13 protein-coding genes are annotated in these 16690 nt (G+C 59.9%); 7 read left to right on the top strand and 6 right to left on the bottom strand.

The window, feature by feature from the left end; genetic code table 11:
- Positions 1 to 52: 52 nt before the first annotated feature.
- Both BLS41_RS24480 and BLS41_RS24475 read right to left on the bottom strand, forming a co-directional pair.
- The gene (locus tag BLS41_RS24480) at positions 53 to 1510 is read right to left on the bottom strand and encodes an amino acid permease (protein ID WP_074769512.1); all 1458 of its coding nucleotides are present in this window, start codon (positions 1508 to 1510) and stop codon (positions 53 to 55) included.
- Between the two features lie 323 nt (positions 1511 to 1833).
- Entirely contained in the window at positions 1834 to 2499 is a 666-nt protein-coding gene (locus BLS41_RS24475) for a GntR family transcriptional regulator (RefSeq protein ID WP_074769510.1), read from the bottom strand.
- 243 nt (positions 2500 to 2742) lie between these two features.
- Here BLS41_RS24475 and BLS41_RS24470 point away from each other — a divergent pair, with 243 nt between their 5' ends.
- A complete protein-coding gene (locus BLS41_RS24470) occupies positions 2743 to 5013 on the top strand; it encodes an alpha/beta hydrolase domain-containing protein (RefSeq protein ID WP_074769508.1) in 2271 nt (756 codons plus the stop codon).
- A gap of 52 nt (positions 5014 to 5065) precedes the next feature.
- Entirely contained in the window at positions 5066 to 5872 is an 807-nt protein-coding gene (locus BLS41_RS24465) for a hypothetical protein (RefSeq protein ID WP_074769506.1), read from the top strand.
- A gap of 20 nt (positions 5873 to 5892) precedes the next feature.
- On the opposite strand, the gene BLS41_RS24460 is transcribed toward BLS41_RS24465, so the two are convergent.
- Together BLS41_RS24460 and BLS41_RS24455 are read right to left on the bottom strand one after the other, a co-directional pair.
- The gene (locus BLS41_RS24460) at positions 5893 to 6846 is read right to left on the bottom strand and encodes a quinone oxidoreductase family protein (protein ID WP_074769504.1); all 954 of its coding nucleotides are present in this window, start codon (positions 6844 to 6846) and stop codon (positions 5893 to 5895) included.
- Between the two features lie 49 nt (positions 6847 to 6895).
- The gene (locus tag BLS41_RS24455) at positions 6896 to 7147 is read right to left on the bottom strand and encodes a hypothetical protein (RefSeq protein ID WP_074769502.1); all 252 of its coding nucleotides are present in this window, start codon (positions 7145 to 7147) and stop codon (positions 6896 to 6898) included.
- 98 nt (positions 7148 to 7245) lie between these two features.
- Between BLS41_RS24455 and BLS41_RS24450 the strand changes: the two genes are divergently transcribed.
- The 3 genes from BLS41_RS24450 to BLS41_RS24440 all read left to right on the top strand — a co-directional run bounded on the left by BLS41_RS24450 (position 7246) and on the right by BLS41_RS24440 (position 11312).
- Complete coding sequence (locus BLS41_RS24450; RefSeq protein ID WP_074769500.1) at positions 7246 to 8043, top strand: AraC family transcriptional regulator; 798 nt, start codon at positions 7246 to 7248, stop codon at positions 8041 to 8043.
- Between the two features lie 216 nt (positions 8044 to 8259).
- Entirely contained in the window at positions 8260 to 9423 is a 1164-nt protein-coding gene (locus BLS41_RS24445) for a sigma-54-dependent Fis family transcriptional regulator (protein WP_074769498.1), read from the top strand.
- An 83-nt stretch (positions 9424 to 9506) separates the two neighbouring features.
- The gene (locus tag BLS41_RS24440) at positions 9507 to 11312 is read left to right on the top strand and encodes an NAD(P)/FAD-dependent oxidoreductase (protein ID WP_074769496.1); all 1806 of its coding nucleotides are present in this window, start codon (positions 9507 to 9509) and stop codon (positions 11310 to 11312) included.
- A gap of 74 nt (positions 11313 to 11386) precedes the next feature.
- On the opposite strand, the gene BLS41_RS24435 is transcribed toward BLS41_RS24440, so the two are convergent.
- Positions 11387 to 11701, bottom strand: coding sequence for a helicase (locus BLS41_RS24435; RefSeq protein WP_074769494.1), 315 nt, complete (start codon positions 11699 to 11701; stop codon positions 11387 to 11389).
- 233 nt (positions 11702 to 11934) lie between these two features.
- On the opposite strand from BLS41_RS24435, the gene BLS41_RS24430 reads away from it, so the two are divergent.
- Complete coding sequence (locus BLS41_RS24430; RefSeq protein ID WP_074769492.1) at positions 11935 to 13233, top strand: TAXI family TRAP transporter solute-binding subunit; 1299 nt, start codon at positions 11935 to 11937, stop codon at positions 13231 to 13233.
- Between the two features lie 36 nt (positions 13234 to 13269).
- On the opposite strand, the gene BLS41_RS24425 is transcribed toward BLS41_RS24430, so the two are convergent.
- Positions 13270 to 13842: a GNAT family N-acetyltransferase gene (locus BLS41_RS24425; protein WP_366486686.1), complete on the bottom strand. Its 573-nt coding sequence runs from the start codon at positions 13840 to 13842 to the stop codon at positions 13270 to 13272.
- Between the two features lie 566 nt (positions 13843 to 14408).
- Between BLS41_RS24425 and BLS41_RS24420 the strand changes: the two genes are divergently transcribed.
- Positions 14409 to 16622 carry a beta-glucosidase gene (locus BLS41_RS24420; protein ID WP_074769488.1) on the top strand — a complete coding sequence of 738 codons (2214 nt, stop codon included), beginning with the start codon at positions 14409 to 14411 and terminating at the stop codon, positions 16620 to 16622.
- The last annotated feature ends 68 nt before the right edge of the window (positions 16623 to 16690 follow it).

Here is a 16690-nt window from a genome sequence, read left to right as displayed (position 1 = left end):
CAAAGAGCGTCGGCACCCATCGTCTGGTCGCTTGCGGATTTCAAGGCGGCGTTTAACGGCGTTCCGGAAAACGAAGCCTTGAATGCTTTCTCCCGTACGACATATAAATGACCATGCCGATCACGAGCCACACGACAAGCCGCAACCATGTGACGAGCGGCAAGCCGACCATCAGCAGCAGACAGAACAGAATGCCGAGCACTGGCACGATCGGCACGCCAGGCACACGGAACGGCCGCATGGCATTCGAGTCGCTACGCCGCAAATAAATCACCGCGCCGCACACGAGAATGAACGCGAACAGCGTGCCGATGCTGACCATTTCCCCGAGCACGCCAATCGGTGTGAGCGCTGCCACAACCGCGACAATCGTGCCGATCAGGATCTGGCTCCGGTGAGGCGTCTGCAGCCGTGGATGAACCCGCGCGAAAAGCGGCGGCAACAAGCCATCCTGCGACATCGTGAAGAAGATGCGGCTTTGTCCGTAGAGCAGCACGAGAATCACCGTGGTCAATCCGGTCAGCGCACCGATCTTGATCAGAATCGAGAACCAGTTGAGGCCGATTGCGTCGACGCCCTTGGCGATCGGATCGGGGACATTCAATTCGGCATAAGGCACGAGTCCGGTGAGCACGCCTGCGACGAGGATGTACAGCACCGTGCAGATGACCAGCGATCCCAGGATGCCGATCGGCATATCCCGCTGCGGTCGTTTCGCCTCCTGCGCAGCGGTGGAGACCGCGTCGAAACCGATGAACGCGAAGAACACCACGGCAGATCCACGCAGAATTCCGCTCATGCCGAAGTTACCGAACTCGCCGGTATTGGCCGGAATGAACGGATGCCAGTTTGCCGGCTTGATAAAAAATGCGCCGAGCGCGATGAAGGCCACTACCACGACCAGCTTGACGGCCACCATCACGTTATTGAGTCGCGCGGATTCTTTCGTGCCGAGCACGAGCAAGGTGGTCAGAATCGCGATGATCACGATGGCGGGCAGATTGACGATGCCGGTGGTGGTCGTGCCGTCCGCCAGTTTGATGACGGTGCCTGGCGCGGCAGCCATCACCGGCGGTATATCTATGCCGATATTACGCAACAGACTCACGATATAACCGGACCATCCGACCGCGACAGTCGCCGCGCCCATTGCGTATTCGAGAATCAGATCCCAGCCGATGATCCACGCGAATATCTCGCCTAACGTCGCATACGTATAGGTGTAACTGCTGCCGCATACCGGCAGCATCGCCGCGAGTTCCGAATAGCACAGGCCGACGAATGCGCACGCAATGCCGCCCAGTACGAACGACAGCATGATGCTGGGCCCGGCGAATTGCGCGGCGGCCGTGCCGGTCAGCACGAAGATACCCGCGCCGATAATCGCGCCGATTCCCATTGCGGTGATACTGGTGGCACCGAGCGTTTTCGATAAAGAGTGTCCCTCCGCGTCGGCGCTTCCCACGATATCGGCGACGGATTTCCGTGCCATGTAGCTCGTATCAGCCATGATGAGTCGTCCCGTTCAAATGGTGTTTGGACACGAGCCGACCCGGCTGCTTCGGCTCGCGGAGCACGACAAAAGCATCTGTTGCCGAAGATATGCAGCGGGTGAAATGGAGAGAACTCTGGAATTCAGTGTAGGCCGAAATAAAAGCAAAGTGAAAGCGCGCGGGAGAATCGCGCGCATCTTTTGCGATGGCGGATATTTTTTTGTCGGGCTATGCGACAGGCGCGTTGCGTTCTGAACGTGAAGGTTTCAAACGTCCTTTTTTTGATTGTTAAATCCACGCGCTTTCGTTCTTACCGGAAGTGAATGCGACGGTGCAACCGTCACTGCGCGCCGACTTGTGCGAGTGCCGCAATCAGGTCGCCGAAACGTTCTCCCTGAACCAGAATATGTCCTCTCAGCGCGGCGGCTGCCGCGTCGCCGTCGCCTGCTGCAAGTGCATCGACGACAGCCTGGTGTTCGTCGAACGATGCGGAAACCCGTCCTTTGACGCGCAATTGCAGACGCCGGTAAGGACGCAGCAGCTTATGCAGCGCTCTCGCCTGGTCGTGCAGAAAGCTGTTGTGACTGCCCTGATAGATCAGGCAGTGAAAGCGCTCATTCAGATGGAAGTATTCGTCGGGATTGCCGGCGTCGCGCGCTTTCTGACATTCGACATGCGCGATGCGCAACTCTTCGAGTTCCTGCGCGTCCATGCGACGCGCGGCCAGACGGCTCGACATCGCCTCCAGTTCGGCCATCACTTCGAACATTTCGATCAGTCTCGGCAGACTGATCTTGGCGACCACCGCGCCATGCCGCGGCCGCATTTCCACCATGCCCGCCGCCGCGAGTTGCAGAAGCGCTTCCCGCACAGGCGTGCGGGAGACGTCGAAACGCGCGATCAACTCTGCTTCGTCGAGCCGCGCACCGGGCGGAAGATCGCCGGTTGCAATGGCTTCTTCGATGGACTCTCTTAGCTGATCTGCAAGCGTAAGCCTGTTTGTCATGTTTGGACTCCCCACGGAATCGAGTTGACCACAACGAGCGCGCCGTCACCGTACGCGTAAACGATAGTTGAGAACGGTGTCCGGCGAATTATAAATACGTACGCAGGCCATAAATATAAAAATAGGCGATTTACAAAATACTGACAGGGCTTCCGGGCATATTTGCAGCGAACGCCTTCAGTGACTGTCGTCCATTCCATACGCGGGCATTCCTGTTTCTTGACCCTGTCGGAGGACCTGATCATGAAGGTGCAGTCGGTAGCGATATCGGTGGGAGTCGGTGTGGGGATTGCGTTGATCGGCGGCTGCGGCAATGACAGCATTACGCCGCCACCGACGCCGGTGTCCCACGGCGCAGGCTTCGTCAAGAGCTTTCAGATCATTTCGAGCGCACCCGCATTTGGCGGTGCGACACCGGCAGGCGCGGCGGGTCCGTATCAGGTGATTACCGCCGTCGTGCACGGCGAGCTGGACCCGAACAATCCGCTCAACGCGGGCATCGTCAACCTCAAGAATGCGCCGGTGGGCAGCGACGGTTACGTCGCCTATTCGACCGATGTCGTGATCCTGCGGCCGCAGAGTGCATCCGCTGCGAAACGCGTGCTGTTCTATGACGTCGTGAATCGCGGCAGCAAGATCGGCGCGGCGTCGTTTGTCGGCGGCGGCGCGCTCGACACCGGCGCGGCGCCGTCGTCGAGCTTTCCGTCATTGCTGCGCAACGGCTATACGGTGTTGTGGAGCGGCTGGCAAGGCGACGTTCCGCTCACCGGCAATAGCACGCTCGCCGGAGCCGGATTGCTCGGCGTGAGCTTCCCGGTCGCGACCAATAAAGACGGCACGCCGATGACCGCATTGAGCCGCGAAGAATTCATCCCCGACTATGCGGGCGGCCCTGCGACCACCATTCCGTTGACCTACGCACCGGCCAATCTGAATGACAAGAGCTCGGTCACCTTCACCGCGCGGCAGTCGTGGCTGACCTCGTACGGCAGCATTCCCGGCGGCGTCGAAACCTATACGGCGCCTTCGGTGCCGGTTGCGACGTGGAGTTACACCAGCACGCCGAACAACGTCTATGAAGGCAATTACTCGGTGACGTTCACGCCGCCGGCGACCGTGCCCGGACCAAACGGCACGCAGGTTCCACCCGATGCCGGGACTATCTACAGCTTCGTTTATCAGGCAGCCGCGCCGACCGTCGACGGTATCGGCTTTGCGGCATTGCGCGATCTGGTGTCGTTCCTTCGCTACGATTCGGCCGATGCGTCGGGCGCGGCCAATCCGCTGAACGATCTGAAGCAGGCGGGATGCGTGGCGACCACGTGCTCGACGAGCACCAACTTCGACATTGCAATCGGCGAGGGCATTTCGCAGTCGGGCCGCTTTATGAAGGACTTCCTGTATCAGGGCTTCAACGTCGATACGAACGGCAAGATCGTGTTCGACGGCATGTTCCCGATTATCTCGGCCGCGCGCCGTACGTGGACGAATGCCGCGTTTGCACAGCCCGGCCGCTGGTCGAAGCAGCACGAAGATCACTTCATGCCCGGCTTCCAGTTCCCGTTCACGTACGCGACGATGACCGATCCGGTCAGCGGTGCAACCGACGGTCTGCTGAAGCAGTGCACCGCGACTAACACGTGTCCCAAGATCATGCAGCTCGACGGCGCGTTCGAATGGTGGGGCGGCGCGGCTTCTCTGGTGGTGACGGACGGACGCGGTAACGACATACCGTTGCCATCGAACGTGCGTTACTACCTCGTGCCGGGCACGCAGCACGGCGGCGGCAACGGCGTAACGACCGGTACGTTGACGGTGCCCGCAACGGGCAGTCAGTGCCAGTTGCCAGGCTCGCCGGTTGAAGAAACGCCGGTGGAGCGCGCGTTGATTCCGGCGCTGGTCAAGTGGGTCGGCACCGGCGCACAGCCGCCCGCGTCGCAGTATCCGACGGTGGCGTCGGGCAATCTGGTCGCGCCGACGCAAGCGACGGTGGGCTTTCCGTCACTGACCAACGTGATGGTGCCGAGCGGCACGGCGGCCACGCCCACGCAATTGCAACTGACCTTCAACGGCGAATACAACCAGCTCTTCGTGACGGACTACAGCAACGCGGTTCCGGTTGTGAACACGGCCCAGGCATACACCATTCTGGTGCCGAAGGTGGATGCCAACGGTAACGAGACGACCGGGGTGCTGGTGCCCGATGTCAGCGTGCCGCTCGCCACTTACACCGGATGGAATTATCGCGGTGCAGGGCATGCGATCGGTGACGGCTGCATTTCGAACGGCGCGGCGATTCCGTTGGCGGTGAGTGCCGCTGCGCAAGCGGGCGGCACCGATTCGCGCGCGACGTTGCAGACGCTTTACGGCGGCAGCCGTGCGAAGTATCAGGCGGCGGTGGCGTCGGCGGCGAACACGCTGGTGAGTCAAGGTTATCTGTTGCAGGACGACGCCACCAATGTGTTCATTGCGAACGCAGCGAGTGTTTCCGCGACTTTGTTGCCGCAGCCTTAAGCAGTGAAATGATGATTATTTGCCCTATATCGCGATCGATAGAGCTGACGCCATGACGCGAATCGTCGTCGGATGGACCTCCGCCGTGTACGCCGCTGCGCTGTTGCTGGCGGCGTGCGGCGGGGGCGGCGGTGGCGATTCGTCGGGCGCTGCTGACACGCCGCCCGCGACGCCACCCATGTCGGTTTATCAGAACAGCGTCACGCTCGGCAGTACCAGCACGGTCTCGCTGTCGATCATTCCTGCGACGACTACAGCCAACGCGATCCTGGTCAGTCCGGTCGTCGCGCCGCTGCTGATGGCTGGAAATAACTCGCTGGTATCGATGCATCTGTCGACGACGACATCGGGTAGCGGCATTGCATGCGTGTCGGCGGCAACGAATAGCATCGGCACCGTGACGGGTGTCAATGCAGGCGTCAACATCAGAAGCGTAGCCGCGCTGCTGGACAACACATGGAGCGTGTCGGCTTCGCCATCTGCGGACTGGGCGATGCTCGGCGCCAGCGCGGCCATCTTCGACGGCTGGGAGAATTGCGGCGCGAAAGCGGAAGGTGCGCCATCGCCGTCATCGACGTTGATCGTCAATGCAGACGGCAGTTTCTCCGACAACGTATTCGACGGCAATCCATCGACCACGGTCACGATCGTCGGTCAGAGTTTCAACGCGACGCAGGCCGCATCGCTATTGTCGAACGACGGCTATCTCGACATGAGCCAGCCGGCCACTCCGCAAATAATCCGTCTGCGGCTCTATCACAACGCCGCGCGTCAAACGGTGCTGGTCGAGCAGGGCATTCCGGTGAGCGGCGCGACGAACCAGACACCTGGGTTCATCGCAATTTATTTTCCGCGTTGAGCGAATCATGTTCACGCTACTTACGGAATGAAAACGGTCCGATAAAGACTATCGGCGTTCTCCCAATGCGCACTCAGTTCCGCGAGCGGGAAGGCTTGCGTCGCCACCTGCAATCCTGCAGGGACGGCTGCATCGAATACTTTTTTCATCGTGTCGAAGAGGCGCATCAACGGAATGCTGCCGATGCCGCTGCCCAGCAGCGTAATGGCTTTCGAACGAAGTATGGCGGCGGGCAGCTTGATGTCCGGTCCGCTGATGGCGCCGATCTGCACGAAGCGGACATGGTAGTCATCCGCCGCTGCGCGAGCGGCGGCGAATAGCAGCGACTCGGCGCTCGTTCCCCATAGATAATCCAGTACCACGTCGACGCCTCGGTGAAATTGCGCTTCGAAGGCTTCGATCAGCTTGTCCTTGCTCTGCTCCAGCGAAATCGTGATGTCGGCACCGGCGAGTGTCAGCGATTCGAGCGCGGCTGCATTGCGGCCCGTCACGATAATGTGCGCTGCGCCCAGGTGTTTTGCGATCTGAACCGCGAGTCGCCCCGAAGTGCCGGTTGCACCGTTAATCAACACGGTTTCACCCGCGACGAACCCGGCCCGCTCGACGAGCGCAGCCCACGACGACATGCCAGGAATGGCGAGCGCGGCTGCGGTAACGTCTTCCAGTGAATCGGGAAGCGCGATGCACTGCGCTTGCGGCACGAGAGTTCGTTCGGCCATCGCGCCGAATGGCGCTCGTGGCTTGAAGAAGTACACACGCTGGCCGTTTTCCAGGCGCCCCGTACCGTCGACACCGGCGACGAACGGATAGCTCTGCGCCGACGAATAATGCGCACCCGATGCTCTTGCGCGCGTGACGTGACTGAGCGCGGACGCGCTGACATTGATCAGACAATGCCCTTCGATGACGGCTGGCTCATCGAACTCGCCATAAATCGGGCGCTCGCCCATGCTTTCGACAACAGCTGCTTTCATGATTTCTTCCTTGACTATGAGGTCGTTAAACCGGCGCGATCAATACTGTTCAATGCGCGAATACCCACTCGCGCAGCGACACATCGCGAATCTCGAACACGTCGAATAATCCGAGAGCACGCAGCACCGGCAACGCGTCGGCCATGTCGGTTGCGGCTGCGGCACGCGCGCCTTCGCTGGCTTGCGGATCGCTCCACACGCGCGCGTTAGCAAGAAATGCGGCGACCGTACCTTTGCGGATCGTTACGCCGCGCAATTCGACGTGGTCGACGTTATCGGGGAGAAGCTGTTCAGCTCGCATCGCGTTCAACTCCAATTGCTTGAGGGATGCAGTCAAGTGTAGACGTGCAGGCGCGGCCAGACTCCGGTATAAATGCCATTCAATACTGTTTTCCGGCCATGTCCAATCCTTTGATTCGCCCCGACCTCGTGACCTCTTCGGAAGGTCCCTTTCTCGCTGCGGCTGAACTGACGCAGAGCGAGGCCCGCGCGACGTTGTCGCATAGCCATCCGCGCGGCCAGTTGATGGGCGCGTTGAGCGGCCTCGTATCGGTCGGACTCGACAGGCAGCACTGGGTTGTCCCCGCCATCCACGCGATCTGGATTCCTCCGCATTTCGTCCATTCGGTGCGCTCTTATGGGCCTTTTTCGGGGTGGAGCGTGTTCATCGCCGAGCATCGGTGCGAGCAGTTGCCGCGAGAGCCTCGCGCGATCAGAGCGACGCCGCTGCTGCGCGAAGCGGTCCGGCGCGTCGCGACATGGCCGGGCATCGAACTCGATTCATCGCAGACGCGTATCGCCGAAGTCATCGTCGATGAACTCGCGGCGTCGCGCGCTGAATCGTTGGACCTGCCGAGTCCTGAAGATCCGCGGCTGGTCCGTATCACCGACGCACTTGCCAGCGATCTCTCCGATAACCGCCGGCTCGAAGAATGGGCCGCGTGGGCGGGACTCGCGCCGCGTACGCTGAGCCGCCGCTTTGTCGCGGAGACTGGCTTGAGCTTTGCGCAATGGCGGCAGCAGGCGCGACTGCTTCGCGCTTTGGAAAGAGTGGCGGATGGCATACCGGTCACGACCATTGCGCTGGAACTGGGGTATGACAACGTCAGCGCGTTTATCGACATGTTTCGCCGCGCGATGGGTACGACGCCGGGCCGCTATCTGGCGCAGGAATCGCAAGCTGAAGGGCGCGGCTGAGCCGCGCAGCAACGGCGCGTGAACGTGTCGCGTCACGTCACGCAGCGTTGAGAAAAAATTCTCACACGCCATCATGGTGCACTGCAGTGTGATCTCGCAGAACCATCATGCTAAAAACGCACTGTGGGTTCTGGCTCTGAAGACATGACGCGCCGCAAGTGGCGCACAATGCGTCCAGCACCTGACCAGCGCGCTGAATTCGCCCGGAGACTCGTGATGCCGTATGTTCCGTCCACCCGACATATCGACCGCGTATGCAACGTCATCGAAGGGCGGACGGTGCGTCCCGGCGCGGATGGCAAACGGCTGGCGTCGTCGTACCGGCGCTCGCTCGAGCAATACCACCTCGACCCTGGCGCGACCATTGGTCCACGCATTCTCACCGTCCCTGAATTGCGCGATGTGCAGCATCGCGAAGAAACGTTTTTGCGCGCGTCCGGGCAGTGTCTGTCGCGCTTGCATGAAATGGTGCGAGAAGCCGATTACTGCGTGATGCTGACCGACGCGCAAGGCGTGACCATCGACTACCGCGTCGACCGCGACCGTCGCCAGGAATTCAAGCGCGCGGGTCTTTATCTCGGGTCGTGCTGGTCGGAAAGCGAAGAGGGCACCTGTGGCGTTGCAACGGTGCTGCTCGACGCCGAGCCGATCACTGTTCACCGGACCGATCACTTTCGCGCGGCATTCACTACGCTCACTTGCAGCGCGTCGCCGATCCTGGGCCTGCATGGCGAACTGCTCGGCGTACTGGATGCGTCTGCGGTGCGCTCGCCCGACGAGCGCGAGAGCCAACGGCTCGTCAACCATATCGTGCGGCAAAGCGCATTGCTGATCGAGGACGCTTTCTTTCTGAGTGCCGCAACCGATTGCTGGGTACTCCTCGCGCATCGCAACCGGCACTATGTCGAGGCTCAGCCAGAAATTCTCATTGCCGTCGATGCCTGCGGCAACGTAGTGGCGGCGAACCGTCGCGCGCGTGAATGCGTGCCGGCACTGAACCAGTTGCCCTGTCAGGTGGCGGCGCTTTTCGATGTTCCGTCGGAGCGTTTATTCGACACAAGGGCAAGCCGTGGAATTGTTTCGCTCAGGCTGAACGACACGGGTTCGCCTCTCTATGCACGCATACGTCCGCCGGTTGCGCGCATGCAGGTTCGTACCACAACCGCACAAACGCCTCGCGAAAACGCTGCGACAACGCAGGCGACATCCGCCAGGTCGGCGCTGTCGGACAGCGATGTACTCGAACGCAATCGCATCGTAGCCGCGTTGGGCGAAGCGAAATGGCGCACAGACCAGGCTGCAACGGCACTCGGCATTTCGCGCGCGACGTTGTACCGGCGTATTGCCAGATTGGGCATTGTGCCGCCGCATAAGTGTTAGACGCGTTTCATCGATTTCTCTAGCGGGCATAGAACCCGTGTTTCCTGGCGATTCATTTATCCGTTCTGTATGGAGGAGCAACCATGCCTGATAACAACGTCAACCGATCAATCTCCAGTGTTCTGGAATCCCTTGAAGGCGCTTTGCGACGGGGCGATACCGCCGCCGCTATCGAGTTATTCCAGCCCGAATGCTATTGGCGCGATCTGGTCGCATTCACCTGGAACATCAAGACCATGGAAGGCCGCGAACAGATTGCCGCGATGCTGGATGCGCAGCTCGGCGCGATCAAACCGTCGAAGCTGAAACTCGCGGAAGAGAGCGAGCCGCAGGCCGATGCGAATGGCGTGACGCAAGGCTGGATCACTTTCGAAACCGAAGCCGCACGCGGTAGCGGATTCATTCGCCTGAAGGACGGCCTGATCTGGACGCTGCTCACGACCATGGCCGAACTCAAGGGCCACGAAGAGCCGAAAGGCCCGAAGCGGCCGATGGGGGCCGAGCACGGCGCCCGCCCCGATCGCACGAGTTGGAAAGAGAATCGCGAAGCCGAACTTGAAGCTCTAGGAAGTTCGACGCAACCGTATTGCCTGATCGTCGGCGGCGGGCAGGGCGGTATCGGGCTAGGTGCGCGGCTTCGGCAGCTTGGCGTGCCGACAGTGATCATCGATAAGAACGAACGGCCCGGCGACGCGTGGCGCAAGCGCTACAAGACGCTGTGTCTGCATGATCCGGTCTGGTACGACCATATGCCTTATCTGCCGTTTCCGGACAACTGGCCGGTGTTCACGCCGAAGGACAAGATCGGCGACTGGCTGGAGATGTACACGAAAGTGATGGAGTTGAACTACTGGGGCGCGACGACCTGCAAGTCCGCGCGCTATGACGAAGCAAAGGGCGAATGGGTCGTGCAGGTCGAGCGCGAAGGGCGCGACATTACGTTGCGGCCCAAACAGCTGGTGCTTGCCACCGGCATGTCGGGCAAACCGAATGTGCCCAGCTTCAAGGGAATGGACGTGTTCAAGGGCGAGCAGCATCACTCGTCGAAGCATCCTGGGCCGGACTCGTATCGCGGCAAGAAAGTGGTCGTGATCGGCGCGAACAATTCGTCGCATGACATTTGTGCCGCGCTGTGGGAAGCCGGTGTCGACGTGACGATGGTGCAGCGCTCGTCCACCCATATCGTCAAGTCGGATTCGCTGATGGAACTCGCGTTAGGCGATCTCTATTCCGAGCGCGCAGTGGCGTCCGGCATGACGACGTCGAAAGCCGATCTGACTTTTGCATCGATTCCGTACGCGATACTTCATCAGTTCCAGATTCCGGTTTTCAACGCGATCAGGGAACGTGACGCCGATTTCTACGACCGGCTCGAAAAAAGCGGCTTCATGCTCGATTTCGGCGATGACGATTCCGGTCTCTTCATGAAGTATCTGCGGCGCGGTTCGGGCTATTACATCGATGTGGGTGCATCCGAACTGGTCGCGAGCGGCAAGATCAAGCTGAAAAGCGGTGTGGATGTCGTGGAATTGAAAGAGCACTCGGTGTTGCTGAGCGACGGCACCGAACTCGATGCGGACGTGGTCGTCTATGCCACGGGATATGGCTCGATGAACGGCTGGGCCGCCGATCTCATTTCACGCGAGGTCGCCGACAAGGTGGGCAAGGTTTGGGGGCTCGGGTCGAATACGACGAAAGACCCGGGGCCATGGGAAGGCGAGCAACGCAATATGTGGAAGCCGACGCAGCAGACGGCGCTCTGGTTTCACGGCGGCAATCTGCATCAGTCGCGCCACTATTCGCAGTACCTGTCGTTGCAGTTGAAGGCGCGGATGGAAGGAATTGCAACCCCTGTGTTCGGCTTGCAGGAGGTCCATCACGTGTCATAGCAGTGGGAAGCGATGCCGTCGAGCAGGAACGCCGGGTTACTGGCGGCGTTCCTGCGATGGTGACGCTGTCTGTCTTACGCGTCTTTCAACCAGGGCATTTCAACCGGCGACACCACCAGCTGCCGCAGTTCCCGCTTCAACTCGAAGATGAATCCGACGAGGATCATCGAGTCGGCGTAAGGGATCGGGAACACATGCGGATTATCCGCGGAACGCAACGGGCGTGCGGGGGTTTCCGCCGTCTTGGCGGCGTTTTCGCGGACGCTTTCCAGCTCGTCTGCCATAGCCTGCCCACTAACCTTCAGGACGCGGCTACGCAGGTCGCTAAACGGTTCGATGCGCGCCCCGTCTTCGTTGTATTCGGGCACTTCATAAATGAACCAGGACATGTGCGTCTCCTGAGAAAAGGGCCGCTATTCTAGCAGTGGGTGCCGGAGATTATCGCCCGATGCGAAGCATTGCCCGACGACTTTTGCAAAAAAGATAATCTGGTATCGTAAAGCCGAAGCAGGGAGAACTGACCGGTGATCCGCCCATGCCACTCCGCTCAGGGGCGGCCTGACAGAGACGGCTAACGATGCCCAGACAAAATCCAGCGCTCCATCGTAGTCAGAAACCCCCGATGACACGAGGGCGCCGGCGGCTTCTGATCATCGGTTCAATCGTGCTGCTGGTGCTGTTGGGGTGGACGCTCGTGGTCGTCCTCAAGCCCGCGTTTCAGCGCAAGATCGTCATTACGACTGGCGCGGACAACGGCATTTATCGAGGCTTTGCGGATCGCTACGCGCCCATTCTGAAGCGCGACGGCATCACGCTCGATATCCGCAGTTCTTCCGGTTCGGTCGAGAATTATCAACGGCTGACAAACCCGGATAGCGAATACGAAGTCGGCTTCATTCAGTCGGGCACCATCAGCCCGAAAGACACCGACAATCTGCAAACTATCGCCGCGGTCTCTTATGAGCCGATCTGGGTGTTCTACCGGGGCGACACGATCGTCAACCAGCTGGCGCAACTGCGCGGCAAGCGGATTGCGGTCGGCATTCCGGGTAGTGGTCTGCTCAATGTCTCGATGGTGTTGCTCGGCTATAGCGGTATTACCGGCCACAACACTACGCTGTTGCAGATGGACGCACCCAATGCGTACCAGGCGCTCGAAAACGGTCAGCTGGACGCGGCTTTCTTTATCGGCAGACCCGACGCACCGATTCAGAAAGCGTTGTTGACCAGTAACCTCAAATTGATGAGCTTCGCGCAGGCCGAAGCGCTGATTCAAAAGTTTCCGTCGCTTTCAAAGATCGTTTTCCCACGCGCGTCGACCAGTATCGTCGATGATCTTCCGCGCGCCGATGTCACGTTGCTGGCCGCTACGGCGCTGCTGGTGTCGAAGGACACGTTGCATCCTGCACTGGCGTATCTACTGCTGGATGCCGCCAAAACCGTGCATGGCGGCGAAGATTACTTCACGCCGCTGGGCACGTTTCCGAATCTGAACAGCGGCGAATTTCCGATCTCCGACGAGAGCACGCGTTACTTCAAATCGGGCCGCCCGTTCCTGCAGCGCTACCTGCCGTTCTGGCTGGCGAGTCTGATCGAGAGACGGTTCCTGATCCTGCTGCCTTTCATGGCGCTGTTGATCGGCTTACTGCAGGCGTTGCCGCGTCTGATCGAGGCGCGCATCAAAAGGCGGCTGGTGGTCTGGTATCGGGAGATCAAGGCGCTGGAAGACGAGATATGGCGCAATGAGAAACCCACGGCAGGGCAGATTGCGAAGTGGCGTGACGAGATCGAGGATATCGATGCCAACGCCAGTCAGATACGGATTCCCCATCGCTACTTTCAGGATGTTTATGCTTTGAAGCAGGCAATCGGTATTGTGCGCGACCGGATTGCCCATGTGGCTGAAAAGGCGAAGGGGTGAGGAGGGGGAAGGAGGGGTGAGGGCGACCCACACGGTTCAATTGAAATCGGCTGGATTGATTTTCGACGTCAGCACGTGATCTGCCCACGCACCGTCGATCTGCAGGTACGAGCGAGCCAGCCCTTCCTTCTCGAAGCCGAGTTGCACGAGCAGGCGTTCGCTGCGAATATTTTCAGGCCGATAGTTCGCCATGATGCGATGCAGTCTCAACGTCGTGAACGTATGGTCGATTGCTGCCGCGAGACCTTCACGCATGAGTCCTCGTCCTTCGAACTCGCTCGCGATAGAGAAGCCGAGATGACACGCCTGAAAGGGACCCCGGACGATATTCGTGAAGTTGCACTCGCCGATCAACCGGTTCCCTTCGTGTTCGAACATCAGCAGATGAAGCGCATGGCCGGTTGACGTTTGACGGGCCATGACACGCAGCCGCTCAGAGATCGCGTCGAGTTCGAAAAAGCGCTCTGGCCGCGAAGGTTCCCACAGTTGAAGATGTTGCCGGTTGCCCTTGTAGTACTTCAGCAACTCAGTTGCATGATCTTCGTGAGCGGCACGCAAAATGGTGCGTTCGGTGGCAACGCCTTCGGCAGGATAATTTGTTGCGGGCATCATGGCTCTGTTTTTTTAAATGCGGATCGAATTGAATTAGATCAGATAAAAAATCGGTGTTCAATGTTGCTGAATTGATTTTGTTGGGGTGGATTTCCATGTGATAAATAATCGGAATATTTTTGAAAAAATGCAGCCATCTTTCGGCTAAATTTTCGGAAGTGCTCCAAAAAAATCACTCAATACGCCTGCGAGGTAGCCAGTTAATCCAAAAAATGAATTCCTGGATCGGAAAGCCTTTTGAATCAAATTCAATCATAAAAATGCAAATCGCATTCAATACCCATCGAGCAAATCCGCTTAATTACTGTTAGCCTTCAATTGCCCTGCCATTCCGCATAAAGTCAAAGGGAATTAGTAAAACTACCGATGCTGTAGTCAGACTACATTCTTACATTGTCTTCCACGGAGAATCATTACAGCTAATCCGGCTGATCCGATTGCTCCCTGGAAAGCAAACGTTTGCGCAGACACCCTGCATTGCCTCCATTCGCGTCCGCATCAAACCCAATCGACGCGCGCCAGCTTCGCATTCCCCTAAAAAGCACAATCTCGGAGAGACACTGATGCAGAAGAAACTATGGCCAGCGCTCGCATTCGCAGCGTTTGCATGTGCTGCCGCGCATGCGGACGTTACTAATTTCCTTCCGGATTTCGCACCGACCTCGGCGGTCATGAATGCCTTCGACTCGGCAGTCGCGCACCGGCGTGCCGACTCGCTGGTCGCCAAAATGACGATCGACGAAAAGCTGCAGTTCATCCACTCGCAATACGCGATGGCCAACGTGCCGGGTGGCGGCGGAGGCTACATTCAAGGCGTGCCGCGCCTGGGCATTCCCGATCTGAACATGGTCGACTCGTCGACCGGTTCCGGCAGCACCTCGCAACCAAGCACGACATTCCCGGCGACGATCGGCGTCGCGGCAAGCTGGGACCGCACGCTGTCGTCCAACTACGGCAAGCAGGTCGCGATCGAACTGCGCGCGCAGGGCTTCGGCATGGGACTCGGCGGCGGCGTCAATCTCGCGCGCGAACCGCGCGGCGGCCGGCTATTCGAGTTTCTCGGCGAAGATCCGCTGCTGGCCGGGGAGATGCTCGCCGAGCGAACGGACGGCACGCAGAGCCAGAAAGTCATCGCGACGATCAAGCACTACGTGGGCAACGAACAGGAACATGGCCGCAGCGGCGGCAATAGCCAGATCGACGAACGCACGCTGCGCGAAATCTATCTGTTGCCGTTTGAAATCGCCGCAAAACGCGCTCAACCCGGCAGCGTGATGTGCAGCTACAACCGGGTCAACAGCGTTTACGCGTGCGAAGACTCGCATATCCTGAACGACGTGCTGAAGAACGACTGGCATTTCGAAGGACAGGTCCAGTCCGACTGGGGCGCGACGCACAGCACGGCCGCCGCGATCAACGCGGGTCTCGACGAAGAAGAAGACGTCGGTTCGACGGTCTATCTGACGCCCGATCTGGTCAAGCAGGCGATTGCGAACGGTTCGGTATCCACGGCACGTCTGGACGATATGGTGCGTCGCAAGCTGTACGTGATGATCCGCACCGGCGTGATGGACGACCCGGCAAAGGCAGGCGGCACGATCAATTTTGCGGCGGCCAATCAGTTCGCGCAGTCGGTGGCGGAGCAGTCGATGGTGCTGCTGAAGAACGACAACAACCAGTTGCCGCTGTCGGCAGGCTCGCTGTCGCACATTGCCGTGATCGGCGGACACGCGGATGCAGCCGTGCTGACAGGCGGCGGTTCGGGCAACACGCGCGACCCGGTCACGGGGAATTTCGCGGGTTGCGGCGGGTTGACGTTCGGTACGTCGTCGGGATGCAGCTGGTGGACCAACCCGTGGATGAAGCTGGCCACGCCGATCGTTTCAGCCATCCACGCACTCGCGCCGTCGGCCCAGGTGAGCTTTGCGGGCAATAGCGATCAGCAGTCGCCGTTCGCCGCGTACACGCAGGCTCAGATCGACCAGGCGGTGGCGCTTGCGCGTCAATCGGACGTGGCGATCGTCGTCGTCGCGCAACCGGCGGGTGAGGATTTCGGCGATCTGCAAAGCCTGAGCCTCGCGAATCCGTCGAACCAGGACGCGCTCGTCGAAGCGGTGGCGGCGGTCAATCCGCGCACGATCGTCGTCGTGGAAAGCGGCAACCCGGTGCTGATGCCGTGGAAGGACAACGTCTCGGCCATCGTCGAAGCCTGGTATCCGGGCGAGGGCGGCGGCAAGGCGATTGCCAACCTGCTGTTCGGCAAGGTCAATCCTTCGGGCAAGCTGCCGGTCACGTTCCCGGTACGCGATCAGGACACGCCGACGTGGGGGCAGAACGGCACCTACGAGAACGACCCGGTCTACGCGGAAAAGCTCGACATGGGGTATCGCTGGTATGACGCGAACAACATCACGCCGATGTTCGAATTCGGATATGGCCTGTCGTACACGCATTTCTCGTACTCGGGTCTTTCGGTGGCGCATCTTCCTGGCGGTTTTCTCGATGTGTCGTTCAACGTGCGCAACGATGGCCGCGTGGCGGGCGCGGAAGTACCGCAGGTGTATCTCGGCGTGCCGTACAGCGGCGAGCCGCCGCGGCGTCTGGTCGGCTGGGACAAGGTCGGCATGAACCCGGGCGAATCGCGTCGCGTGCACATTGCGGTCACGCCGCGTATGCAAAGCGTGTGGGACACGTCGCGCAACAACTGGCGCTATGTGTCGGGCAGCGCGGTGTATGTGGGTGCTTCGTCGCGTGATATCCGGTTGCAGGCGCATTAGGCGTTGAGGTTTGTGTGACCGCATCCGGGGCGCGCGATGTTGCGTGTCCCGGATGCGGGCTGAATCCT

This window comes from Paraburkholderia fungorum, from assembly GCF_900099835.1.
Classification (GTDB): Bacteria; Pseudomonadota; Gammaproteobacteria; order Burkholderiales; family Burkholderiaceae; genus Paraburkholderia; species Paraburkholderia fungorum_A.
Note: the sequence above shows the minus strand (reverse complement) of the source record. Positions and strands in the feature narration are given on the sequence as shown.

Coding starts and splice junctions, on each gene's coding strand:
- BLS41_RS24480 (WP_074769512.1), bottom strand. CDS start 1,510: ATGGCTGATACGAGCTACATGGCACGGAAATCCGTCGCCGATATCGTG.
- BLS41_RS24475 (WP_074769510.1), bottom strand. CDS start 2,499: ATGACAAACAGGCTTACGCTTGCAGATCAGCTAAGAGAGTCCATCGAA.
- BLS41_RS24470 (WP_074769508.1), top strand. CDS start 2,743: ATGAAGGTGCAGTCGGTAGCGATATCGGTGGGAGTCGGTGTGGGGATT.
- BLS41_RS24465 (WP_074769506.1), top strand. CDS start 5,066: ATGACGCGAATCGTCGTCGGATGGACCTCCGCCGTGTACGCCGCTGCG.
- BLS41_RS24460 (WP_074769504.1), bottom strand. CDS start 6,846: ATGAAAGCAGCTGTTGTCGAAAGCATGGGCGAGCGCCCGATTTATGGC.
- BLS41_RS24455 (WP_074769502.1), bottom strand. CDS start 7,147: ATGCGAGCTGAACAGCTTCTCCCCGATAACGTCGACCACGTCGAATTG.
- BLS41_RS24450 (WP_074769500.1), top strand. CDS start 7,246: ATGTCCAATCCTTTGATTCGCCCCGACCTCGTGACCTCTTCGGAAGGT.
- BLS41_RS24445 (WP_074769498.1), top strand. CDS start 8,260: ATGCCGTATGTTCCGTCCACCCGACATATCGACCGCGTATGCAACGTC.
- BLS41_RS24440 (WP_074769496.1), top strand. CDS start 9,507: ATGCCTGATAACAACGTCAACCGATCAATCTCCAGTGTTCTGGAATCC.
- BLS41_RS24435 (WP_074769494.1), bottom strand. CDS start 11,701: ATGTCCTGGTTCATTTATGAAGTGCCCGAATACAACGAAGACGGGGCG.
- BLS41_RS24430 (WP_074769492.1), top strand. CDS start 11,935: ATGACACGAGGGCGCCGGCGGCTTCTGATCATCGGTTCAATCGTGCTG.
- BLS41_RS24425 (WP_366486686.1), bottom strand. CDS start 13,842: ATGCCCGCAACAAATTATCCTGCCGAAGGCGTTGCCACCGAACGCACC.
- BLS41_RS24420 (WP_074769488.1), top strand. CDS start 14,409: ATGCAGAAGAAACTATGGCCAGCGCTCGCATTCGCAGCGTTTGCATGT.